The organism is Candidatus Enterococcus testudinis, from assembly GCF_002140915.1.
In the GTDB taxonomy this organism is placed as follows: Bacteria; Bacillota; Bacilli; order Lactobacillales; family Enterococcaceae; genus Enterococcus_D; species Enterococcus_D testudinis.
Window position 1 is genome coordinate 1,681,539 of the sequence record NZ_NGKU01000001.1, and the last position, 23,649, is coordinate 1,705,187.

Annotated in this window: 26 protein-coding genes; 5 read left to right on the top strand and 21 right to left on the bottom strand. The window is 42.4% G+C overall.

What is annotated here, in order from left to right:
- The 4 genes from A5886_RS15835 to A5886_RS08010 form a co-directional block, all read right to left on the bottom strand.
- The coding region (locus A5886_RS15835; protein WP_179190007.1) for a hypothetical protein at nt 1-641 on the bottom strand (641 nt) is incomplete at its 3' end.
- Between the two features lie 74 nt (nt 642-715).
- Nucleotides 716-997 (bottom strand): lactococcin 972 family bacteriocin, encoded by a 282-nt coding sequence (locus A5886_RS08000; protein ID WP_086274468.1) that lies wholly within the window; start codon nt 995-997, stop codon nt 716-718.
- Nucleotides 998-1,232: 235 nt separating this feature from the next.
- Nucleotides 1,233-3,230, bottom strand: coding sequence for a transketolase (tkt, locus tag A5886_RS08005; RefSeq protein WP_086274469.1), 1,998 nt, complete (start codon nt 3,228-3,230; stop codon nt 1,233-1,235).
- A gap of 94 nt (nt 3,231-3,324) precedes the next feature.
- Nucleotides 3,325-3,570, bottom strand: coding sequence for a DUF896 family protein (locus A5886_RS08010; protein WP_086274470.1), 246 nt, complete (start codon nt 3,568-3,570; stop codon nt 3,325-3,327).
- A gap of 126 nt (nt 3,571-3,696) precedes the next feature.
- On the opposite strand from A5886_RS08010, the gene lexA reads away from it, so the two are divergent.
- Together lexA and A5886_RS08020 are read left to right on the top strand one after the other, a co-directional pair.
- Nucleotides 3,697-4,326 carry a transcriptional repressor LexA gene (gene lexA / locus A5886_RS08015; protein WP_086274471.1) on the top strand — a complete coding sequence of 210 codons (630 nt, stop codon included), beginning with the start codon at nt 3,697-3,699 and terminating at the stop codon, nt 4,324-4,326.
- A 128-nt stretch (nt 4,327-4,454) separates the two neighbouring features.
- Complete coding sequence (locus tag A5886_RS08020) at nt 4,455-4,664, top strand: HMG-box domain-containing protein (protein ID WP_054114909.1); 210 nt, start codon at nt 4,455-4,457, stop codon at nt 4,662-4,664.
- A gap of 104 nt (nt 4,665-4,768) precedes the next feature.
- Here the strand turns inward: A5886_RS08020 and A5886_RS08025 are convergent, their stop codons facing one another.
- The 9 genes from A5886_RS08025 to A5886_RS08065 form a co-directional block, all read right to left on the bottom strand.
- A complete protein-coding gene (locus A5886_RS08025) occupies nt 4,769-5,281 on the bottom strand; it encodes an adenine phosphoribosyltransferase (protein WP_054114908.1) in 513 nt (170 codons plus the stop codon).
- An 11-nt stretch (nt 5,282-5,292) separates the two neighbouring features.
- Nucleotides 5,293-7,593: a single-stranded-DNA-specific exonuclease RecJ gene (recJ, locus tag A5886_RS08030; protein WP_086274472.1), complete on the bottom strand. Its 2,301-nt coding sequence runs from the start codon at nt 7,591-7,593 to the stop codon at nt 5,293-5,295.
- 159 nt (nt 7,594-7,752) lie between these two features.
- Nucleotides 7,753-8,187: a LapA family protein gene (locus A5886_RS08035; RefSeq protein ID WP_086274473.1), complete on the bottom strand. Its 435-nt coding sequence runs from the start codon at nt 8,185-8,187 to the stop codon at nt 7,753-7,755.
- 12 nt (nt 8,188-8,199) lie between these two features.
- Nucleotides 8,200-8,988 carry an SDR family NAD(P)-dependent oxidoreductase gene (locus tag A5886_RS08040; protein WP_086274474.1) on the bottom strand — a complete coding sequence of 263 codons (789 nt, stop codon included), beginning with the start codon at nt 8,986-8,988 and terminating at the stop codon, nt 8,200-8,202.
- Nucleotides 8,978-9,928 carry a ribonuclease Z gene (rnz, locus tag A5886_RS08045; protein ID WP_086274475.1) on the bottom strand — a complete coding sequence of 317 codons (951 nt, stop codon included), beginning with the start codon at nt 9,926-9,928 and terminating at the stop codon, nt 8,978-8,980. The genes A5886_RS08040 and rnz overlap by 11 nt, the downstream gene beginning before the upstream one ends.
- A 72-nt stretch (nt 9,929-10,000) precedes the next feature.
- Entirely contained in the window at nt 10,001-10,576 is a 576-nt protein-coding gene (locus tag A5886_RS08050) for a DUF456 domain-containing protein (RefSeq protein ID WP_086274476.1), read from the bottom strand.
- A 174-nt stretch (nt 10,577-10,750) separates the two neighbouring features.
- Nucleotides 10,751-12,064, bottom strand: a complete 1,314-nt coding sequence (gene obgE, locus A5886_RS08055) for a GTPase ObgE (RefSeq protein ID WP_086274477.1) — start codon at nt 12,062-12,064, stop codon at nt 10,751-10,753.
- A gap of 235 nt (nt 12,065-12,299) precedes the next feature.
- Nucleotides 12,300-13,238: an alpha/beta hydrolase gene (locus A5886_RS08060; RefSeq protein ID WP_086276020.1), complete on the bottom strand. Its 939-nt coding sequence runs from the start codon at nt 13,236-13,238 to the stop codon at nt 12,300-12,302.
- A gap of 197 nt (nt 13,239-13,435) precedes the next feature.
- On the bottom strand, nt 13,436-14,527 hold the full coding sequence (locus A5886_RS08065) for a DUF871 domain-containing protein (RefSeq protein ID WP_086274478.1): 1,092 nt from the start codon (nt 14,525-14,527) through the stop codon (nt 13,436-13,438).
- A 181-nt stretch (nt 14,528-14,708) separates the two neighbouring features.
- Between A5886_RS08065 and A5886_RS08070 the strand changes: the two genes are divergently transcribed.
- On the top strand, nt 14,709-15,446 hold the full coding sequence (locus A5886_RS08070) for a peptidylprolyl isomerase (RefSeq protein WP_086274479.1): 738 nt from the start codon (nt 14,709-14,711) through the stop codon (nt 15,444-15,446).
- Nucleotides 15,447-15,493: 47 nt separating this feature from the next.
- Here the strand turns inward: A5886_RS08070 and fabZ are convergent, their stop codons facing one another.
- A complete protein-coding gene (fabZ, locus tag A5886_RS08075; RefSeq protein WP_086274480.1) occupies nt 15,494-15,934 on the bottom strand; it encodes a 3-hydroxyacyl-ACP dehydratase FabZ in 441 nt (146 codons plus the stop codon).
- A 202-nt stretch (nt 15,935-16,136) separates the two neighbouring features.
- Here fabZ and fabI point away from each other — a divergent pair, with 202 nt between their 5' ends.
- Together fabI and A5886_RS08085 are read left to right on the top strand one after the other, a co-directional pair.
- Nucleotides 16,137-16,892 carry an enoyl-ACP reductase FabI gene (gene fabI / locus A5886_RS08080; protein WP_086274481.1) on the top strand — a complete coding sequence of 252 codons (756 nt, stop codon included), beginning with the start codon at nt 16,137-16,139 and terminating at the stop codon, nt 16,890-16,892.
- A 149-nt stretch (nt 16,893-17,041) separates the two neighbouring features.
- Nucleotides 17,042-17,959: a mechanosensitive ion channel family protein gene (locus A5886_RS08085; protein ID WP_086274482.1), complete on the top strand. Its 918-nt coding sequence runs from the start codon at nt 17,042-17,044 to the stop codon at nt 17,957-17,959.
- Nucleotides 17,960-18,019: 60 nt separating this feature from the next.
- Here A5886_RS08085 and cbpB read toward each other — a convergent pair whose 3' ends face one another.
- From cbpB to A5886_RS08120, 7 genes are all read right to left on the bottom strand, one after another.
- Nucleotides 18,020-18,523: a cyclic-di-AMP-binding protein CbpB gene (gene cbpB / locus A5886_RS08090; protein ID WP_086276021.1), complete on the bottom strand. Its 504-nt coding sequence runs from the start codon at nt 18,521-18,523 to the stop codon at nt 18,020-18,022.
- Between the two features lie 109 nt (nt 18,524-18,632).
- On the bottom strand, nt 18,633-19,145 hold the full coding sequence (locus tag A5886_RS08095; RefSeq protein WP_086274483.1) for a metallophosphoesterase: 513 nt from the start codon (nt 19,143-19,145) through the stop codon (nt 18,633-18,635).
- A gap of 3 nt (nt 19,146-19,148) precedes the next feature.
- Entirely contained in the window at nt 19,149-20,495 is a 1,347-nt protein-coding gene (rph, locus tag A5886_RS08100) for a ribonuclease PH (RefSeq protein ID WP_086274484.1), read from the bottom strand.
- Nucleotides 20,496-21,311 carry a glutamate racemase gene (gene racE, locus A5886_RS08105; protein WP_086274485.1) on the bottom strand — a complete coding sequence of 272 codons (816 nt, stop codon included), beginning with the start codon at nt 21,309-21,311 and terminating at the stop codon, nt 20,496-20,498.
- A 195-nt stretch (nt 21,312-21,506) separates the two neighbouring features.
- On the bottom strand, nt 21,507-22,163 hold the full coding sequence (locus tag A5886_RS08110) for an amino acid ABC transporter permease (protein ID WP_086274486.1): 657 nt from the start codon (nt 22,161-22,163) through the stop codon (nt 21,507-21,509).
- Nucleotides 22,164-22,180: 17 nt separating this feature from the next.
- Complete coding sequence (locus A5886_RS08115) at nt 22,181-22,828, bottom strand: amino acid ABC transporter permease (RefSeq protein ID WP_086274487.1); 648 nt, start codon at nt 22,826-22,828, stop codon at nt 22,181-22,183.
- Nucleotides 22,829-22,839: 11 nt separating this feature from the next.
- Nucleotides 22,840-23,649: a transporter substrate-binding domain-containing protein gene (locus tag A5886_RS08120; protein WP_086274488.1), complete on the bottom strand. Its 810-nt coding sequence runs from the start codon at nt 23,647-23,649 to the stop codon at nt 22,840-22,842.

The following is a 23,649-nucleotide window of genomic DNA, read 5'->3' on the forward strand; positions in this document are numbered from 1 at the left end:
AGTATTATTGAAAAAAATATTATTAGGTAGAACGCTCCCCCTATATCATTTTCAAATCCAGTCGTAGGTGTCAATAATTCAACTTTACTTATACTATAAAAATCAGACAACATATCAATTATGATTTCTGAGTCACTACGATCAACTATTAAACTATATTCTCCACCAGGAGTTAATGCATTCTCGCTATAAAGTCTCTTTAAAGATTGTAAGATTAAAGGGGTATCATTCAAAAAGTCTTTTATTCTACCTGATTGATCCTTATCGTTTGTTTTAAATGTAGCTAAAAACGCATCATCAGAAATGATTGTATCACCGCTATCCATTTCCAGTTTAATTTTCAGCATATTTATGTATGCATTTGAGAAAATACCAGATTTATAAATGACAATACGATCCTCATTAAAAACTCTATCTGTACGTATGATAGAAGCATCATACGTATCTACTAATGTTTCAAAAAAAGAAATCTCTTGTGCATGCTTTACATTAGTTTTTTGGACATAGAATTTTTGCATATTTGATCCTATATCTTCAATATTATTCAAATAGCGCGCATGAGTTGATTTTTCAACCATTATTAATGCTGAACTGAGTAAGAAGGAAATCAAACAAATTATACCAACAATTAAATTTCTCATTTTTCACCACCTAAAAATATAGAGACCAGAAATTCTTCTAGTCTCTTCCCCATAGATATGATTTACTACAAAACTTAATAAGTATTGTAGTAAAAGTTACAACCCGAATACACCCAAAGGCGTGCATAAGCTTCAGTACCAGCACTTCTTTTATTGAAGTTTGAGTTCGATCCTTTTGAAACTGTAGCAGAATGTGTTTTCGACATATGAGTATAACTTGAAATTGAACCTACACCTGCGACCCCATATTTCCAGTAACCTCCACTGGGTTTGGACGTACTAAGCGCATGGACATTTACTATGGTTGAAACAGCCATTAAACCGAACAACAAACTAATCAATATCTTCTTTTTCATTTGACCCCTCCTAAATATTCATTCTTACACACCAATATTACCATAATGCCTATCAAAAAAGGGTATTCCATCGATTTCTGTCAATATAGTTCATTATATTATGGTTTTTTGCACTATTTTGCGTTTTGCAAAAAACGAAATATGTAAACTAACTTTTTTTCTTATAAAAATAAAAAAATACGCATGAAATATCGTCATTACGAAGATATTCCATACGTATTTTTGCATTTATCAATTAGTTGATTGATTTAAAGGTATCAACCACATTCTCAACAGTAAAACCAAATTCTGCCAAGACTTTTTCCCCAGGTGCAGATGCGCCAAAGTGATCAATCGCGATGACTTTCCCTTTGCAGCCTAGGTAACGGTCCCAGCCAAATGGTGAAGCTGCTTCAATGGCTACGCGTTTCTTGACTGCTCTTGGCAAGACGCTTTCTTTGTATTCTGCTGATTGTGCTTCGAATAAATCAAAACTTGGAAGCGACACAACAGCGACGTCAACGCCTTCTTCTGCCAATTTTGCTTGTGATTGCACTGCTAGATTGACTTCAGATCCAGTGGCGATCAAGATACCTTCCGGCTGATCCCCCTGTTGTTTCGAGATCACATAGCCGCCTTTTGCCACTTGTGTATCTGCTTGATCCTTGGTTCCTTCAATAACAGGCAAGTTTTGACGGCTCAATACCAATACAGTTGGTTTATCTGTCGTCGTCATAGCCAATTTCCAGGCTGCGCGGGTTTCATTGCCATCCGCTGGACGGATGACTTGAACATTTGGGATACAACGTACACTAGCCAATTGTTCAACAGGTTCGTGGGTTGGTCCATCTTCCCCAACGGCTACTGAGTCATGAGTCAATACATAGATGACTGGTGCATGTTGGATCGCAGACAAACGGACTGCTGGACGCAAGTAATCAACAAATACAAAGAATGTACCGCCATAAATCCGTGTACCGCCATGCAATTGGATTCCATTCATTGCAGCAGCCATCGCAAATTCGCGGACACCAAACCAGATGTTGCGGCCTTCATATTGACCAGGTTCGAAATCTTTTTCCGCTGCGACCATTGTATTGTTTGAACCAGAAAGATCGGCTGAGCCACCCCATAAACTTGGGACCGCTTTTGATAATGCTTGGATCATTTCTTTGCTGGATACACGGCTGGCTTGAGCGCTGCCGACATCATAGCTTGGCAATTCCGCATCCCAGTCACTTGGCAATTCGCCAGCGAACGCTTTGGTGAATTGTTCAGCCAATTCAGGATACGCTTCTTGATACGCTTTGAAGGTATCATTCCAGGCTGCTTCTGCTTTTTGGCCTTCTTCGATCATCGTTTCTTTGAAACGTGCTGCCACTTCTTCCGGTACTGTAAATTCAGGGAATTCCCAGCCGTAGATTGCTTTGGCTGCAGTGATTCCTTCAGCGCCGATCGGTGCACCATGGACAGCTGATGTGCCTTGGTTTGGCGCGCCATAGCCAATGACTGTTTTGATCTCGATCAATGTTGGTTTATCAGATTCAGCTTTTGCTTCCTCGATTGCCGCAGAGATTGCTTCTAGATCATTGCCATCTTTGACCAAAATATGTTGCCAGCCATAGGCTTCAAAGCGTCCACCCACATGTTCAGTAAATGCTTTCGATGTTGGACCATCCAAGGAAATATCATTCGAATCATATAAAACGATCAATTTATCAAGTTTCATATGCCCCGCCATAGAAGCCGCTTCTTGAGAAACACCTTCCATTAAATCGCCATCTCCACATAGCGCATACGTATAGTGGTCGATCACGTTGTAGTTATCACGGTTATACGTCGCGGCAAGATGTGCTTCAGCCATGGCCATTCCCACTGCCATCGCAATGCCTTGTCCTAAAGGACCAGTCGTTGCTTCCACACCATCTGTGTGGCCGACTTCAGGATGTCCCGGTGTACGGCTGTCCCATTGACGGAAGTTTTTTAAATCATCGACTGTTACATCATAGCCCGATACGTGCAACAAGCTGTACAATAATGCAGAGCCGTGTCCTGCCGACAAGACAAAGCGGTCACGGTCGACCCAGTTTCTTGATGTCGTTGGATTGACTTTTAAATGTTTGGTCCATAATGCGTAAGCCATTGGCGCAGCCCCCATTGGCAATCCTGGGTGACCTGAATTCGCTTTTTGGACAGCTTCAATACTTAATGTACGCAATGTGTTAACGCCTAATTGATCGATTTTATCAAACAATGATAGTTCCTCCTAATTTAGGTTTTTTTTACCTTTATTACTGATTTTCATTATACGTGATTTCTCTGCCAAATACAATAGATTGGAAAGGATTTCACGCATCTCTGCCGTGGAGACCTTTTTGCCTTTGGATTTCTTTCAATTTGTCTGGTGTGACATCGGTGCCTTCTGGATCAACGATTTTCATACCTTCGATATGATGACGCATACCGCCGCGAAATGCTGTTAAATATTCTTCTCGCAACGCTTTTTGTTCTTTTTCTTCCACATCAGTCAGACCTTCGCTTTTTTTCTTTTTCGCTAGTTCATTGATGCGTGCTAATTTCTCTGGTGATAACATGCTCGTCACTCCTTTACCCCTTGATTTTACTACAAAATACGTCATAAAAACAATAGCACAAAAAGCGAACATTTGTTTGAATTCTTTGCTATCCTATGGTACACTTTAGTTATTAAATGAAAGAAGGTGTCAGTTTTGGCAAAACGAACAGAAAATCGACAAATCGAAATTCTTAAGTTTATTCATACACGTGTCACTGAAAAAGGCTATCCGCCGACTGTTCGCGAAATTGGCGAAGCCGTTCAGTTATCTTCCACTTCAACTGTTCATGGTCATTTGTCCCGACTTGAAAAAAAGGGCTTGATACTAAGAGATCCAACGAAACCCAGAGCTATCGAATTGACTGCTTCTGGTCTTGAAAAAATCGATGTTCAACCATCTTCGATCCCAATGCTGGGTATCGTGACTGCCGGAGAACCGATTCTTGCTGTTGAAGAAGCATCTGACTTCTTCCCGATCCCGCCAGATTTAGCCAATAGTTCAGGCAGTTTATTCATGTTGACGATTCGTGGCGAGAGCATGATCAATGCGGGTATCCTTGACGGTGACCAAGTGATCGTTCGCAAGCAGCAAAGTGCCCAAAACGGCGACATCGTGATCGCCATGACGGATGAAGACGAAGCTACATGTAAACGATTCTTCAAAGAAAAAGATCATATTCGTTTGCAACCCGAAAATGATTATATGGAGCCAATCATTTTGAATGATGTCACTATCCTAGGCCAAGTGGTTGGATTATACCGCCACTTCCTCTGAGCCATACAAGAGCTATCAATGAAATCTTCGTTTAGTCGAAGATTTTTTTCTTTCCTCTTTACAAAGCGAACAAACATTCGTATAATAGGTATACAAACATTAGTTCGTATTTATAAGGAGTGAACAAGATGAAAGCTATTCGTCGATTTGGTTTTGTTTTATTTATATTATTGGTGGGTATTATTATCGGTTATTTTGGCGTACTTAGTGCAGTTTTGATTTTTTGTCCTCTAACGATGTTATGGTTCATGTTGTGGGACGAAAAGAAGTTTCGACAAGCTGAACGGAAACGTAATAGACACTACTATGACCATGATATTTATCGATACGAACCATAATCTGCTTGAGATTGGCAAAGCTGCCTTGATTCATAAAAACCGACCCCCGCAACGTTCGCTGCTTGAGCGAATGTTGCGGGGGTCGGTTTTTGTTCGACTTTGGATTAATACTCCATCAGTGTCTTGATTTCTACACCTTGAATTTTATCTCTGCCGTGCAAATCCATCAATTCGATCAAGAAGGCACAACCAACTACGACTCCGCCTAATTTCTCTACCAATTCGATGGTCGCTTTGATTGTTCCGCCTGTCGCCAATAAATCATCACAAATCAAGACACGTTGTCCTGGTTTGATTGCATCTGCATGAAGCGTCAGAACATCGACACCATATTCTTTTTCATACTCTGCTTCGATTGTTTCACGAGGCAATTTGCCTTTTTTACGCACTGGCGCAAAACCGACACCCAATTGATAGGCAACCGGACAACCAACGATAAACCCGCGGGCTTCTGGTCCTACGACCATATCGATTGATTTCTCTTGCGCATATTCAACGATTTGTTGTGTCGCATAACGATAGGCTTCACCATCCGCCATTAAAGGGGAAATATCGCGGAAAATGATCCCTTCCTGAGGGTAATCCGGAATACTCGCAATATAATTTTTTAAATCCATGTTTTTTCCTCCTAAGATATCAACCATTGTTTTAAGGTCGATAAATCACTCATTAATAAAAATTCTTCTGTCTTGATCATTTGCTGCCTTTGTTGATAAACGGTACTATCAGTCAACGGGTGGTTCGCCGGGGCAGCATTTTTTTTCAAAACGCCATCTTTTATTGTAACAAATTCCAGCTCAGAAAACACCTGAATCATAAAAATTAATAATTTTTCGGGCAATTTTAAGAAATCGGCAATACTTTTCAGCTTATAGCGCACATCTAATTGCTCTTGTTGCTGGATCAATTTGAATAGTCGGCTGTATTGATCTCGAGAACCTACACCATCCAAATAAGCGTCTTCTGGTGAAAGCAAGACAATATTGATGCGATTGACAGCCAGCGCTTCAACGATTTCTTTCATGACCTGTGGTTCTTTCGGACAATCCAAAAACGCGATTTCTTGAAAATCGCCTTGATTGAAGACATCAATCAATTCAGGCATTGTCTGATATACTGTCAAGTTTGGACAAACTCGCTGTGCTTCAGTCGTCAGTTTTGCCCAAAATGAGATTCCCAGCGTCTGATTGCCAAAAGAAATGCCCTGACGCATACGCTTCGATCGATAATCAAACAGTTGAAATCCTGCTACCGCAAAGTCATCCATCATCAATTGGGGCTTTTTGTTGCCATTCCATTCATTGATCGTCAATTGACCGACCAAGGACAAATCGTCATTGTCAAACTCATGGGCTTCAGCACCAAAACCAAATCCGATCACATCTAATTGGGTTGATGTGTTGTCTTCCATCACCAACTTTAAATGCTGCTTTTCTGCACCAATTTGTCGCGCGCTTTTGGTATGCAAGTCTTTGATCAAAAATTTAGGCAACGGATTGCCTAAGCCGAATGGCGCCAATACTTTCAAAGAATCAATCAGTTCGATCGTCACATCGCCTAAGGAGAGCGTATCATCGATTTGTAGAGGAATCCCTTCGCTCAAATCAATCCCTTCAGAAGCAACATACTTGTTCATTGATTCTTGCAGCAAAGCCAAATCATCGGTAGGAATCGTCAACCCTACTGCGGCATGGTGGCCGCCGAAATTGACGAACAAATCTCTCATCGTTGACAACATCTCAAATAAATTCAACGCAGCCACACTACGTCCTGATCCTTTGGCGACCCCTTGCTCTTTTTTGGTCAATACGATCACTGGACGACCTGTTTGCTGCATCAAACGCCCCGCCACGATACCCAAAACCCCTTCATGCCAGTTGTCCCCGACGACCAAGTGCACCTCATTTTCTGGGTTGATTTTTTGTTGCGCTTCTTTCATGATCGCTTCAACAAAAGACTTTCGCTGTTGATTGATCGTATCTAATTCCCGCGCGAGTGCCGCCGCTTCTTCTTGATCAAAAGTCGTCATCAAAGTCACAGCAGGATTGGGATCTTCTAAACGACCAATGGCATTCAGTCTTGGACCAACAGAAAACCCAATATCCGTTTCTGTGATCTGCTGCTTATTGACACCGCTGATGGATAGAAGCTCATTTAAGCCGATGCGGTCAGACTGTTGTATCATCTTGAGGCCATTGCTGACTAGAATCCGGTTTTCATCCGTTAATGAAACCATATCCGCAATCGTACCGATCGCAACTAAGTCCAGTAATTCTAACGGTACTTCTTCTAATAAGGCACATGCGGTCTTGAATGCCACACCGACACCAGCCAAATCGCCAAAAGGATAGTCCCCAGATGGATGTCTCGGATGAATGATCGCATAGGCATCTGGGAGTGCTTCTGGTAATTCATGATGATCCGTTACGATCACGTCGACACCTTGCTGCTGGGCATAAGCGATCGCTTCATGACCAGAAACGCCATTGTCGACAGTGACGATCAATTGAATTCCTTCTGAGATCATCTTCTTATAGACCGCTAGATTGGGACCATAGCCGTCTGTAAATCGATTTGGCAAATAGGTACTGACCTCGGCACCAAGTAATTCAAGGGTTTCTTTCAAGACTGTTGTGCTGGTGATTCCATCTGCATCATAATCACCATAAATCAAGATTCGCTCTTCATTGATGATTGCCTCATGGATACGCGCAACTGCCTTTTCCATATCGAATAACAAGAAAGGATCATATAAATGATCTAAATCAGGACGTAAAAAAGCAGCTAACGCATCGGCGGACCGAATGTTTCGTTGCCACAATAAACGACCAATATGTTCAGGAATAGTGTGTGTTTGTAATAGTTCCTTAAACGCTGGGGATAGCTCAGATGTTTCCGGCTGTACCCACAAAAAATTTGCCTGTTTCACCAAATCACTCCTAACACGCTCATTATAGCAAAATTTACCTAAAATTGAAAAAACAAGCAAAAACCACGGCTGCTCTGACTGTCTTCATGCGCCTGACCTGTTGTTTTGTCTGCGCATGATGACAATAGAAAGTCGTGGTTATGTCTGTCTAATCTACCATCATCCTTGGGAATCGAAAGTTTTCATTTCATCTGTTTCGTCCGTCGGCTTAACCAACACGGGCTCTTCGAACAATTGCGTTTCCTGATTGCTGATTTGCTGCTCTCTTGCAGCCAATTCCGCTTGTTTATTGTTAAACTCTCGTTCCAAGCTTTCTCGTTGTTCCTTCAACACTTGATCATTATCTGATTGGTATTTGGCCAAATCTTTGCGCAATACCTTCAACTCTTTCTTCTGACGGAACATGGCTGTTGCTGACACAAGCAGCAGTATCAATGCCCCCAGCAGTGCTGAGCCGATAATGACCAAAATCAATGGAGATTGGATAGTTGTAAAGCCGAAATTTATCGGTACTGTCATATTATTTGCTACTGCAAATAAAACAACAACCAAGATCAATAAGATACCAACGATGACCCGCCATTGATTTTTCATTTATTTCATCCCCTATTTTTTGTTGAATAAACTCCCGGCCATGAAATCTCCGATACTTGGAAACAACGTGTATAACGTTGCTGCAGCACCGAAAATATGTGGCCGATTGATTTCACGTTTCGGATGGACCATATTTTTGACGATCGTCCGGGCAAGCTTATTGGGCTCCAATACGATACTGCCTAAATTTGCCAAGTAATTGCCGCTTGGATCAGCTTGATCGAAAAAGTTCGTCTCGATCGGTCCTGGATTGACCGTTGTTACATGTACACCAACTGGTTTTAATTCCAACCGCAGTGCATTCGAAAAACCGATAACGGCAAATTTCGTTGCTGAATAGACGGCTGTTTTTGGTGTCGCGATTTTCCCAGCGATCGACGCTATATTGATGATATGTCCGGCCTTTTGTTCAGCCATTTGAATCGCCATTTTTTGCGTCAAGACCATCATGCCTAGCACATTGACTTCAAACATTTGCTGAAAAATCGCTGGGTCCATTTCCGTAAATTCTTGGAAGATCCCATAACCGGCATTGTTGACCAAAATATCCACCGGCCCCACTTCTTCGTTGATACGTTCAACCAAGTGATCAATACTTTCGGGGTTGGCAATATCTAGTTGGAAAGCAAATGCTGCTTTGCCGCTTAATGCCATACACTGTTCTTTGACTTTGCCGATCAAGTTGATGCGGCGGGCACAAGTGACGACAATAGCCCCCTGCTTGGCGGCTTCGTAACAAATTTGTTCGCCTAGTCCTGCTGAACCACCTGTGACGACAACAACTTTATTTTCAAGATTCATACAATACTTCCTCTCCGGCAAAAGGAATGTCCACAATATCAAAATCTTTGACGATGAGGGTATCAGGAAACTTCTCTTTTGCTTCATTCGCTAATTCAGTAATGTCTTTGCCCACATATCTGGCACTGATATGATTCAGTAGTAACTTTTTGACGCCAGCTTCTGCAGCGACCTGTGCCGCTTGGTATGTTGTAGAGTGGAAATAGGCTTTGGCAAGCTTTGCTTCGGCCTTATTGAACGTACTTTCATGTACAAGTACATCTGCACCTGCTGCAAGAGTCACTGCGTTGCGGCATATGCGGGTATCGCCTAAAATCGCGACGATCCGCCCTTGTTTGTCTTGACCCAGATAATCAGAACCATTGATCTCACGACCATCTTCTAAGGTCACCGTTTCACCTTTTTTCAAGCGACCAAAAACCGGTCCTGGTTTTAACCCCAATGCCAACAGTGCCTCAACTTGTAATTCACCTTTGTGGCTGGCTTCAACGACACGGTAGCCAAAACTTTCGATTCCATGATCCAAACGCATACAAGAAACTTCAAACTGTTGGTCCTTAAACAAAACACCTTCGGATTCGATCTCGATCATACGCAAGGGATAGCTAACTTTTGTTTGAGAAATGCGCAGAATCGTATGGACAAAGTCTTTGATTCCCTTTGGTCCATAGATTTCTAATGGTGTATCGCCCCCTTGGAACGAACGACTGCTGATCAAACCAGGCAACCCATAGATATGGTCACCATGCAAGTGGGTAATAAAGATTTTTTCAATTTTCCGCGGACGGATCGTTGACCGTAAAATTTGCATCTGCGTGCCTTCACCACAGTCGAACAGCCAAACCGCATTCCGTTCATCCAACAAGCGCAATGCTGTACTTGTCACATTCCGATGTTTCGCAGGCACACCCGCGCCTGTACCTAAAAATTCTAATTCCATGTGCTTCGTTCCTTTCATCTCTCCACAATTTTAGCGGAAAAGAAAGCAATATGCAATCGAAGCTTCCATCAATCAGTTGGGATCATTTGGTGTATCACCTTGATCATGAGATCTTTTCCAATCCTCTTGGGCACGGACCCGTGCTTGTTCTTCCACTTCTTTGGCTTTTTCGATTTCTGTTTCAACTTCTTCGTAATCAAAGCGTGAAATATCGCCACCTAATTCTTGCATAATCAGTTGATTCAATGGACGATTGTCCTCTTCATCCGCCAACAATAGCAGTCCTGTATCGCCTACGCCGATTTGTTGGCCCACATGTTCAAATAGTATTTGTGCATTTTGGACCTCTTTGGCATCTCGCGTTGCACCGATCATACTACCACCAAACCAGCCCAGCATGATCCCCAGTGGACCGCCAAGAATACCAACCAACATGCCGATCAAACCACCTGTCGATGTCTTGTTGCTGCCGGTGAAATCAAGAAAATCTTCGATCTTAAATTGATGAACCCCTGTATTCGTGTGGGTCAAGACTGCCATTTGTTCGCCTTTGATCCCACGGCTGGCATGCAACTTTTTGACCTCAGAAAAGGCCTGGAAGGCTTTGGCATTGGCATCAAAATTCATTACAATTACACGTTTTGGCATAGAAATCACTCCTATTGATTTTTTATAAAACTCTTTTATTTAACAGTATATGATTTAGACAAAAAAATAAACCAAAAAACCGCAAATCACTGTTTTCTTATCGAAAATCAGACATTTGCGGTCAGTAATCATTTATCATGGTGTTATTTTGTCAAATGAAGTTATACAGAGCGATTATTCGACAAATTCAAATTCAAATTCGCCGATGCGAACAATATCGCCATCTTTGGCGCCGCGTGCACGCAATGCCTCATCGACACCCATTCCCCGTAATTGACGCGCAAAACGCATCACTGTCTCATCATGATCAAAATTGGTCATTTGGAAGAGTTTTTCGATCTTATCGCCAGTCAGCACCCATGTGGCATCCGCTTCTCGGTCGATTTGGAATTCAGGTTTATCTGATTTGAAGCCATATTGCACAACATCTTCTTCGATTTCTTCATCATATAACAAGAATTCCGGCGTCACTTCAATCAAATCTGCCGTTGCATTCAATAGGCTGTCGATTCCTTTTCTGGTCACACCAGAAATCGGGAAAATCATTGGTCCTTCAGCAAATTCATCCGTTTGTTCTTTGGCTAATTGTTCTTTGAAAATCGCTAGATTCTCTTCAGCATCTGGCATATCCATTTTGTTAGCCACGATGATTTGCGGTCTTTCCAACAAACGCAAATTGTGTGTAGACAATTCCTTGTTAATGGCTAAATAATCCTCATAAGGATCTCGACCTTCCATCCCACTCATATCCACCACGTGCAGAATCACGCGCGTTCTTTCGATATGGCGTAAGAATTGTGTGCCTAATCCAACACCCTGAGAGGCACCTTCGATCAATCCTGGAAGATCGGCGACAGCAAAGCTGCGACCGTCAGAGGTAGTGACCATTCCTAAATTTGGTACCAACGTTGTAAAATGATAGGCACCGATTTTTGGTCGCGCCGACGAAATGACTGACAGTAAGGTCGATTTACCCACTGAAGGGAATCCAACCAAACCGACATCTGCAAGAACTTTTAATTCTAATTCGATTTTTCTTTCTTGACCTGGTTCACCGTTTTCTGCTAATTCCGGTGCCGGATTCTTTGGTGACGCAAAACGAGTATTCCCGCGACCACCACGGCCGCCTTTGGCAATCACCAATGTTTGGCCTTGCTCGATCAAATCACCCAGCAATGCGCCTGTATCCGCGTCCCGTACAGTTGTTCCTTGGGGTACTTTGATATACGTATCATCTGAGCCGCGGCCATGCATGCCTTTGCTCATTCCGTTCTCCCCTGGTTGTGCTTTAAAATGACGATTGAACCGAAAATCCATCAACGTGCGCAACCCTTCATCGACAACCAATACAACATCGCCGCCCTGACCGCCATCGCCGCCAGCTGGTCCGCCATCGGGTACATATTTTTCTCGGCGGAATGCGACCATACCGTCGCCGCCTTTACCCGCTTTCACATCGATCGTTACTTGATCTAAAAACATGGACATGATTTGTCCTCCATTCTATTTATTGCTACCTTCTGTTTATTTGATTATCAGTTATCCCACAGATCGTGGTTCCTATTTCTCTTATAAGAAAGCCTATTTTATTGTAACGACCGAAAGGGTTTTTGTCCATCTTTTCCTTTGATTTCCTTTCGTTTCCCTGAATTCTTAACGCTTTTGTGAGGTACCATGAAAAAATGGCGCCTCGCTAGCGAGACACCATTGAGCAAGACCCGATTTATTTATGATCATATTTCGCCAGAAAAGCGGCAATTTTTTCTTTATAGGCTTCTGGATCCATCTTGTAACTTTTGGCATGTTCTGCACCTGCCACGACCCATTTTTCTTTAGGCCCATTCGTTGCTTGATATAAAGTGTCCAGCATCTCATAAGGGACAAAGGTATCCGCATCGCCGTGGATAAAGAACATCGGCAGGGTGTTTTTTTCCAATTGTTTGACCGCATCGGCTTCACCAAACCAATAACCAGCCCGCATCTTCGTCACCAAACTCGTGACATTCATCAAGGGAAATGCCGGCAGATCAAATAATTGATCCAACTGATAGCCTAATTCCGCATTGACCGACGTATAGCCGCAATCTTCGATGATCGACGTCACATTGTCCGGCAACTCTTCACCGCTGGTCATCATGACCGTCGCCGCCCCCATACTGATTCCGAATAAAGTAATGGTTTCTTCAGGGCCATTCTTGTCGATGATTTGATTGATCCATTGCAGATAGTCTTTGCGCTCTGGCCAGCCAAAGCCGATATAATCTCCTTCGCTCTCCCCATGCCCTCTGGCATCAGGAACCAGCACGTTGTAGCCCAGATCATGATAAATCTTCGCATAATCTGCCATTGTTTCAGCGTTCCCCATATAGCCATGGGCAATGATTGCTGTTTTACCTGCAGGTGTTTCAGCAGGCAAATAAATGGCTGATAATGTCAACCCATCTTCACTGGTCAAGACATACATGTCGCGATTATCCGGATCTTTGAACCAGGCTTCATTGCTGTCTTTGCTTGAGCTTTCATCGGTTCCCGGTGTATCTCCTTCCAGAAAGTCTTTTTCCGAAGGAACCACCGCATAGTGATAAAAATAATTACCGGCAAAACCTAAGCCAATCATTACCAAAAGCAAAACACCAATCAATATTCTCCAACGCCACTTCACTTGCTTCACGTCCTTATCACCTTATTTACATAATTATATTATCGCAACTATCAATATGTGTTTTGATTCTTTTCATAAAATACCGTTTTTGATTGGTATTTGTCAACTTGTTACGATAGCGCTAGTCTATTTTCTTGTAATGAAGCACAGCATATAAGCATACCTAAGCGAATAGGTATGCTTTCATGTTGTGCTATTTATTTGTTTTCAGCCAACTTGAAGCTTGACCATGGTTTCAAGAAATCTAATAAGAATAATTCTTCATCAGTGATTTTTCCAACGACATTGACCCGGCCGTCGTTTTTCATGTCTTTCAATGCGATTTGGGTTTCGCCTTTGTATTGTCCGTAGCCTTCATTATCGATCAAGACATCACCGCGGACCATATCATTGGTATCATGCGCTGGGAAATCTTTGTCTTTATAGTAAACGCGCGTCATAGTTGAACGCAAAATATACTCTGAGCGGTCTCCACGGTAGCTGTGCAAATTGTCAAAAAGACATACACGCTCATTTTCGGTGATGCCCTCTGTGACATCGATTCGTAATGTTGGATAATCCGCATTGAAGGCCTCGGCCATTGCTGCCAATTCGGCTTCAGAAGCATAAGCATTCCCAACTGAAATATCATCGATCAAGCCAGTAAGCAGCAAATGTTTGACTTGTGTCGCAATAGGTAGATCACGATGATCTTCAAGTGAACATAATCCATCTTGTGTTGGCCAAGGACCAAAATCAGCCGCATGAGAATTCACAAATGCCATCGTGTTCAAATTATATTTCCGGAATTTTTCGGAGCAGAATACAAAATGATCATACCCTAATCCAGAATAGCGATGCGGATAAAAATTATGTGAACCCAATAAATTATCGGTATTAGGTGAATAACTCATAATATTGTCAACATATCCAGTACCAGAACTCATATTGATCTCAATTTTGATTCCATATGGATTACGTGTCATCTTGGCTTCTTCGGCACCGGTAAAACCAATGTCCAAACGCACGCCATACGCGCCCATTTCATCAAAGAATGATAGATCATCATAAGAAATCCCTAACTGTTCAAACAAGCCAGGATTGATATCCACCATGACTTCCATGCCTAATTCGTTGGCGTAATCTACCACTTGTTTAAAATCAGCCAAGACTTTCTCTTTGTCATCGTTGATTTGCAACAAACTTGTAAACACGCGTGTAAAGCCATATCGATGCGCCAAGTCTAAATACGCTTTGTCCTTTTCGAATGTTGACCGTTCTGGATAAATCGAAATACCTAATTTTCCCATCAAAAAACCTCCTGTAATTTTCTATCCGTTAGATACAATGTATCCTCTTTCATTATACCAAACATTCAAAAAGTGGTCTACACCTTTGAGTAAACAACGAACCAACGGGACAAAATCTGCGCTTTCATCCCCTCTTCTTTTTTGTTATCATAAAGGTATTGATCAAGGAAGGATTGAAACGATGAAAAAATGGATATATTTGCTTTCAGCTGCCACCAGTCTTTTATTATTTGCAGCTTGCAGCAATGGCACGACAAACAACACTGAGACAGCAGAAAGTACGACCACCTCTGAATCAGTAGATCTGAACGCCTTAGAATTGCCTCAATTGGAAACAGAAATCCAAGAAAATGAAGACGTGGTTGAGATGGTCACCGGTGAAGGAACCATCAAGATCAAGCTTTTCCCAGATTTAGCACCGAAAGCTGTCGAGAATTTTATGACCCACGCCAAAGATGGCTACTATGACGGTGTCACATTCCACCGTGTGATTGAAGAATTTATGATCCAAGGTGGAGATCCTGAGGGCGATGGTACCGGCGGAGAAAGCATCTGGGGCGAAGGCTTCGGTGAAGAGATCTCAAACCAGCTTTACCATATTCGCGGTGCATTAGCAATGGCGAAGTCAAGTCAACCCAACAGTCAAGGCAGTCAATTCTATATCGTCCAAAACGATCAGGATGTGTCTGATGGCTTAGCTATCCAGCATTATCCACAAAAAATCATTGATGCGTATAAAAATGGCGGTACACCGAATTTAGACTTTAATTATACGGTCTTCGGCCAAGTGATCGACGGCATGGATGTTGTCGATAAAATCGCTCAAGCTGAAACCACTGCATCAGCTACGGGAGAAGATTCTACACCAGTTGATCCTGTCAAAATCGAAAAAATCACGATCATCCAAGAAGCCAAATAAACAAAATGCCAGCTCATCTCCTATCAGGAAAAAATGCTGGCATTTTTTTATTTTTGTTCCCCAACAATAAAGGTGAACTCGCATTCAGCGACTTTTTTATCTTCGACAGTCGCCACAGCATCAGCTGTACCAACAGAACCTTTGATTTTTTTGATTTCAAAAACAAGTTTCATTGTATCGCCAGGGACAACTTTTTGACGGAATTTTGCTTTGTTGATACCGCCTATATATGCTGTACGTCCTTGGAACTCTTCAGATTTTAAGATGAGGATCGATCCAGCTTGTGCTAAGGTTTCCAAAATCAACGCACCGGGCATCACTGGATTCCCTGGAAAATGACCTTGGAAAAAATCTTCATTGATCGTGACATTCTTCGTTGCAATAATTTTTTTGCCAGATTCGATTTCATCTACATAATCAATATAAATAATTGGGTAACGATTTGGAATCAAATCCATGACTTCTGTTTCAGTCAATAATTTTTTCATGGTTTCCCTTCCTTGCTTAAAAATAGTTTATAGTTTGATTATCAAAGTATCATAGTTCTGATAAATTGGCAACTTATTTTTTATCTAGAAAAAAATAGTTTGACAATCAAACAATTATGCATAATAATTAGAAATCAAGAGCATCTCGTGCTCTATTTGTCATTATACTTATTGATTGTAGATATTATTAAGGAGTGGAATTATGAGTTTTTTAACTGGAAAAAAAATCGTCGTTATGGGCGTTGCCAATAAACGCAGTATTGCGTGGGGCTGTGCACAAGCATTGAAGCAACAAGGCGCTGAAGTCATCTATACGTATCAAAATGATCGAATGAAAAAACCATTGGAACGTTTGTTGGATGAAGGTGAATTCACTGTTGAATGTGATGTAGCCAATGATGAAAGCATCGCTGCTGCCTTTGAGACTGTCAAAGCTTATGCCGGTCAAATCGATGGCGTTGTCCACGCTGTGGCATATGCCAACAAAGAAGATCTTTCTGGAGATATTTTGAATATTTCCCGTGATGGTTATGCCTTGGCACAAGATATCAGCAGCTATTCCCTTATTGCTGTGACCAAATATGCCAAACCGATCTTGACTGAGAATGCCGGTATTGTGACCCTTTCTTATCTTGGCGCTGAACGTGCTGTACCGAATTACAACATGATGGGGATCGCCAAAGCTGCATTAGAATCAAGTGTCCGTTATTTAGCTGCTGAATTGTCTCCACAAAAAATTCGCGTCAACGCGATTTCTGCTGGTGCAATCAAAACTTTGGCTGTCACTGGTGTCAAAGACTATCAAAAACTGATCCAATTATCAGAAGACCGGACGCCAGACCATGTCGGTGTGACGATTGAGGAAGTCGGCAACACTTGTGCCTTTTTGATCAGCCCGTTATCCAGCGGTATCATTGGTGAAGTCATCTTTGTTGATAAAGGTGTTCATCTATCATAAACTTGCATAAACTTGATCAAACGATTATCTAGACTGTCTTGATGAAAGACAGTCTATTTTTTATTTGAATTCTCTTATCATAAATAAGTATTTTTGCATTTGTCGGCTTTCTTCGTTAAAATAAAAGCACTACATTTTGGAGGTAATCTATGAAACGACTTATTCTTGCAGCATCCACCACCGACTCATCTGGATCAAGCATCACTGAGCCTGCTGCGGCTCAACTAAATGCAATCCAAAAGTGGTGGTTGTCCATTAACTGGGAGGAGATCGTTGGGCTTTTGATCCAAAAAGCGTTAATGCTTTTCTTTCTCTTGATTTTATTCGGTATTCTATTAAAAGTCAGCAATATGGTGATCGACCGCGTTTATCGATCCTATGAAAAGAAAGCCACTTTCAACGCGAGTCGAATCAATACGATCCATACCCTGATTCGCAATATCGTTCATTACTCTTTAGGCTTTTTCTTCGTCTATGCACTTCTTTCGACAATTGGCGTGCCTGTCGGTTCACTCCTTGCAGGTGCCGGGATCGTCGGTGTTGCGCTTGGTTTAGGCGCCCAAGGCTTTATGAATGATCTGATCACTGGTTTTTTCATTATCACGGAACAGCAAATTAATGTGGGTGATTATATCCGCTTGACCAATCTGACGTTAGAAGGAACAGTGACGAATGTCGGTATCCGGACAGTTCAGTTGAAATCGGTTGATGGTACGGTTCATTATATTCCCAATCGCAACATTACCACTATCAGCAATACCTCGAGAGCCAATATGCAAGTGGTCGTAGACGTCCGTATCTTGCCTTCTGAAGGCTTAGATGATATTCGCAGTATCATTGAAGAAGTCAATCAAATGATCGCGGCACAACACGAAGCAGAGATCCAAACCGCTCCTACCGTCTTCGGTCTGGTCGATCTGGGCAACAACAACTTTGCGATTCGCTCAACAATGTATGTGACCAACGGTACGCAATGGAAATTAAAAGAAGAATTTCTAGCTGCCTCCATCGATGCCTTGACCGCAAAAGGCTATACCATACCGAATGCACCCATTGTAGGTATCTAACAAAACACCCCCAACCGCTAGCTTCGCTAACAGTTGGGGGTGTTTTGTGCATGATCTCTTTTAGACCACATGCAATGTTTCAGTGGGATTTGGTGTTTCTTCTTTCGAGATCAACAGATAACGTCTTTCCAGCTCATGGGCGAGATGGTTGACTGATTTCAATATTTCTTTGCGGGTCATGATGCCGACAAACACTTTATCCTCATCAACGATCGGTAAAAATGCTTGATCCACTAAATGATGCAACATGTCTTCCAAGTCGCCGTCTGCTTTGATACAAGCAACATTGACTTCCATCACATCTGCAACTGTCAATCCGTCAATATTGTCCATGCTGAATCCAGTAAGATCCATCATTTTCTCGACGATGTTAGATAAACTGATCAAGCCGACCAAATGATCTTCACTGTCTAACACTGGAATCTTTGAATACCCTACTTTCGATAAAACAAGCAGTGCATGACTCAATGGATGATTATAAAATACAGATGCCACATTTTCTGCTGGTACCAAAAAATTCTCTTGATTTTCGAGTAAAATTTTCTCTACGGTTGGTCCTATCAATCTAACTGCCTCCATTTCACAACTACCCTCTTATTTTAGCTGAAAATGAGAAAATAAGGACCCTCGTTGTAAAATTATAATGAAATTTTTACTTTTTGATGCCGTTTTCTTAACGGGGGAAAACAAATGTCAAATCTGAGACAGGTTTAAACTGCCAATCATAGTATTGCACTTGCCATTCTTTCGCTGTGCTTTTAATAATGGCGAAGCTTTTGATTTGAATCGGTCCTCTTGGTTGCGAAATGCTGCCGGGATTCAAAAAAAGACGCCCGCCGACTTTTTCGCAGGCGATTTGGTGGGTGTGTCCGAATAATGCGATCGATGCATCGGCTTGTTGTGCTTGCAAGCCAAGCGTTGTGATGCCAAACCGCACATCAACCAAGTGACCATGAGTCATGTAGATCCGATCAGTCGTTGTTTCAACTGTACGGTGATCGGGATACTGCGCACCGTAGTCACAATTGCCACAGACGACTTGATAGGTATCCCAAAGCGGATCAGAATCTGGTAGCTCCGAATCACCGCAATGAAGAAACAAGTCGATTTGATCTTTGAAGTGTTCAAGCAGATCGACGAGAATTTGACGATCTCCATGATTGTCGCTTACAACCAAATAGTTCATTTGTTATTCTCCTTCCAACCATGACTGCCATTCTTTTTGTAAGGCTTTGATTGCCAAACCCCGATGACTCATGCTATTTTTTTCGGCTTGGCTTAATTCAGCGGCCGTTTTTTCAAAACCATCTGGTACAAATAACGGATCATAACCGAAGCCATTTTCTCCACGTGGGATTCGACCGATTTTGCCAGGCCAATCTGCTTCGACGACTAAACTGTCTTTATCCGGTGCAGCGAAGACCAGCGTACAATGAAACTGTGCTGTGCGTTGCTCATCTGGGGTATCTGTCAATTCATACAACAATTTGGCATTGTTTGCTGCATCACTTTTTTGTTCGCCTGCATAACGTGCGGAATAGACCCCTGGTCTGCCCCCTAGCGCATCTACTTTCAGCCCGGAATCATCTGCTAAGACGGGACGCCCCAATAATTTGGCGATCGTTTCTGCTTTTAAGCGGGCATTTTCTTCAAAAGTCTTGCCTGTTTCTTCAACATCAGGTAAATCGGGATAGTCCTTCAATGTTTTCACATCATAGCCAGCCGCGCCGAAAACCGCTTTAAACTCTTTGGCTTTGCCTGGATTGCCTGTCGCGATGACGATGGCTTTTTCTGGAATGTCATAGAGCGGTTTCTCTGGAATAAATAAAGCCTCTTTTTGGTAGGCGATCAGCTCTTCGATAGCTGTTTTTCCATAAATCAGCATTTCATTGAGTTCTTGCCCATCGAATGTTGCTTCTTCCCCTGTCCCTTGCAATTCAACGAACCGGCCAGATTCAGTCATGACCAAGTTCATATCGACTGCAGCAGACGAATCTTCTATATAATCCAAGTCTGTGACACAGGTACCATCCGGCAAGATACCGACACTGATGGCTGCCAAATGTTCTTTGATTGGATCAGCGGTCAATTTCTTTTCTTGCAATAATGTATCGACTGCTAAACGCAACGCAACGAATGCGCCAGTGATACTAGCGGTTCTCGTTCCGCCATCCGCTTGCACCACATCACAATCGACGACAATGCTATGCTCTCCCAATTCTTCTAAATCTACGACTGCTCGTAACGAGCGGGCAATCAAGCGCTGGATCTCCATCGTGCGGCCACTTAATTTCCCTTTGGCACTTTCTCGACGATTTCGGGTATTGGTGGCGCGAGGCAGCATACTATACTCTGCTGTGACCCACCCTTTCCCTGTGTCCCGTAAAAACGGCGGCACACGGTCCTCAACTGTTGCGGAGCAAATCACAGTCGTATCTCCAAACGAGATCACCACGGAACCTTCTGGGTGTTTGTAGACATTTGTTTGAATCTTTACGGGGCGAATCGCTGTTTGACTTCTGCCATCATGACGCATTTATTTTCCTCCTAAATCGATATGGTTCGATGAGATGTTCGGTAGATCTAACCAGTCGTTGGCAATTTCATCGAATATTTTCGGCGAACCTGTCGTATAAAATTCATGTGTTGGGATTACGTCTTGGTCTGATTGCTGCGCTATGTCGAAATAATCCAGTAATGTACTGACCTCACCAACTGTTTCAGCACCGGAATCAATCAAACGAATCGTGCTGCCCAACTCATTTTGGATCATATGTTTCAGCAGTGGATAATGGGTACAGCCTAAAATGACGGTATCCAATTTTTTATTCTTCAACGGACGCAATGTTTCGGATACGATTTTTTTGGCCACTGAACTGTGGTATTGATTGCTTTCAACGATAGGGACAAATTTCGGACAAGCCAAGCTGATGACTGTCGTTTGGGGTGATTTGGCTTTCAACGCTCGTTCATAGGAATGGCTTTTGATCGTTCCTGCGGTGCCGATCACGCCAATGCGATGGTTGCTGGTTGCTTTCACAGCAGCCCGGCTGCCGGGAAGAATCACGCCGATCACTGGGATCGATAACGCGGCTTTGATCTCATCAAGGGCAACGGCTGTTGCCGTATTGCAAGCGATCACGAGCATTTTGATATTTTTTTCAAGTAAAAATCTGGTCATCTGCCATGTATAATCAATGACTTGTTCAGCTGGACGCGGCCCATAGGGACAGCGGGCAGTATCGCCTAAATAAAGGATGGATTCATTGGGTAATTGCTTAATGGCTTCTTTGACTACCGTCAGACCGCCAACCCCTGAATCGATAAATCCTATTGGTTGTGTATGTGTCATTGCTGTCATCCTTTGCATAAAAGAAAGTCTGAGGTATGAAATGATACCTATCTTCCATTTTGGACTTTTTCAAGATAGATTTCAAGTCTTTTTGACCCTGCAACGTTCCTGTGGAAATAAAAACAGTTCAAAGCCTCCCATGAATGGATGACCTTGAACTGTTTTCTTCTTTTTAAGATGATCGATTTATGATGATCAATAATCATACTGTCTTTTCTCAAAGAAACGAGAAAGCAGCGACAATGCATAACAAACCAAGAAATATAAGACTGTCATCGCCAAGAACATCGGCAACACATAATTGGTGTTTTGTCCGTAAATGATACGGGCATGATGGGTCAACTCAGGCAATGAGATGATCACCGCCAAAGACGTATCTTTGATCAATGAAATCAGCTGACTAACGATTGCCGGAAGCATCGCTTTAAATGCTTGCGGCACCACAATACTCCGCAAAACTTCGGGATAAGTCAACCCTGTCGACAGACCGGCTTCCATTTGGCCTTTGGGCACTGAATTCAAACCAGCTCGGAAGATTTCTGATAACATCGCTGATTCAAAAATCGTCAGTGCGACAACCGCTGACCAAAAAATATTAAAGCGAATGCCAATTTGCGGCAACGCAAAGTAAGTAAAGAAGATAATCAATAACAACGGTAAATTACGAATCACATCGATCACGATACCTAGGACTTTGGAAAGAACAGGAATCTTGCTAAAGCGAATGATTCCTGCAATCCCACCAATCAAGAAGCTAAATAGGATCGATAGAATCGACACTTCGACCGTGACCCGCAAGCCGTCGAACAAGAAGCGGATATTTATTGCAGAAAATGCTTCAAAAAATGTCATACATCACACACTCCTTTCTATGAGCGGATCGCCCAGCGGCGTTCAAGATAGACCATCAAATAAGACAATGGCAAAGTAATGACCAAGTAAAATAGCCCAACAATGATATACGTATCAAATGTATTGAACGTTTCGCTGGCTATCAGATCGCCTTGATACATAATATCTAATCCCGCGACCATCGCTAAAATCGATGAATTTTTTACCAGATTGATAAATTGATTCCCTAAAGGCGGTACGACGATTTTAAATGCTTGCGGCAAAATGATATAGCGCATCGCTTGACTATAGGTGAATCCTGAAGACAAGGATGCTTCCATTTGCCCTTTAGGTACTGTTTGAATCCCTGACCGAATCGTTTCTGCAATAAATGCAGACGTATAGATCGTCAGACCGATCGTCCCTGCTTGAAAGCCGTCAAAGGTTACCCAATACATAGGTACAACGACATAAAAGAACATCACAATGATCAATAATGGGATATTTCTAAAAAACTCCACGTACGCTTTTGCAAGACCCTTGATCAAAGGATTGTCTGATAGTTGGAAAATAGCCATCAACGTACCGATCACCAAACTAAAGAACAAGGCGATCAAACTGGCCATCACTGTATATTTAAAACCTTCAATAAACTGAGGGGTATATGTTTGAAACAACGTTAGCATCGCTTTCCCTCCTATTCTACTTTTCCTGATGCATCATCAGGGAACCATTTGTTATAAATATCATCATAGGTGCCATCGCGATGCATTTCTTGCAATGCATCATTGACAGCATCGCGGAAATCGTCTTGCCCTTTGTTGATGGCAATCCCATATGGCTCCTCAGTAAAGGTTCCCCCCACCAAATGATAATTTGGATTTTCACTGGCCATTCCTAATAAAATGGCGTTATCTGTGGTCATCGCATCGCCTTGACCAGACTGTAAAGCTGTAAAAGCCTCGGCATAGTTTTCCAATTCTAAGATATTTGCATCAGGGGCAGCTTCACGAATATTGACAGCAGACGTGGACCCTTTGACCACCAGCACTGTTGTGTCAGCACTCAGGTCTTCTACCCCTTGAATTGGACTATCGTTGGCAACCAATAAAGATTGACCTGCATCGAAATACACATCGGAAAAATCTACTTGTTTTTTGCGCTCTTCTGTAATAGTCATCGTCGCAATGATCGCGTCGATATTGCCGTTTTTCAGCAACGGAATCCGTGTTTTGGACGTCACTTCAACAAATATCGCGTTGCCATCTCTGCCCAATATTTTTTCGGTGATGGCGCGGGCGATATCAATATCAAAGCCCCGCACTTCACCAGTGGCAATATCCATCAACCCAAACAAACGGGTATCATTTTTTACGCCCCAGACAATTTGATTGGTGTCTTGACTGTTGGTTAAAATATCTTTGTCGGCAGCACTTTGCCCCGCACATGCAGAAAGCGTGATGAGACTTAAGGCAAGCACGAGCAAAGAAATCACTTTCTTTCTCAT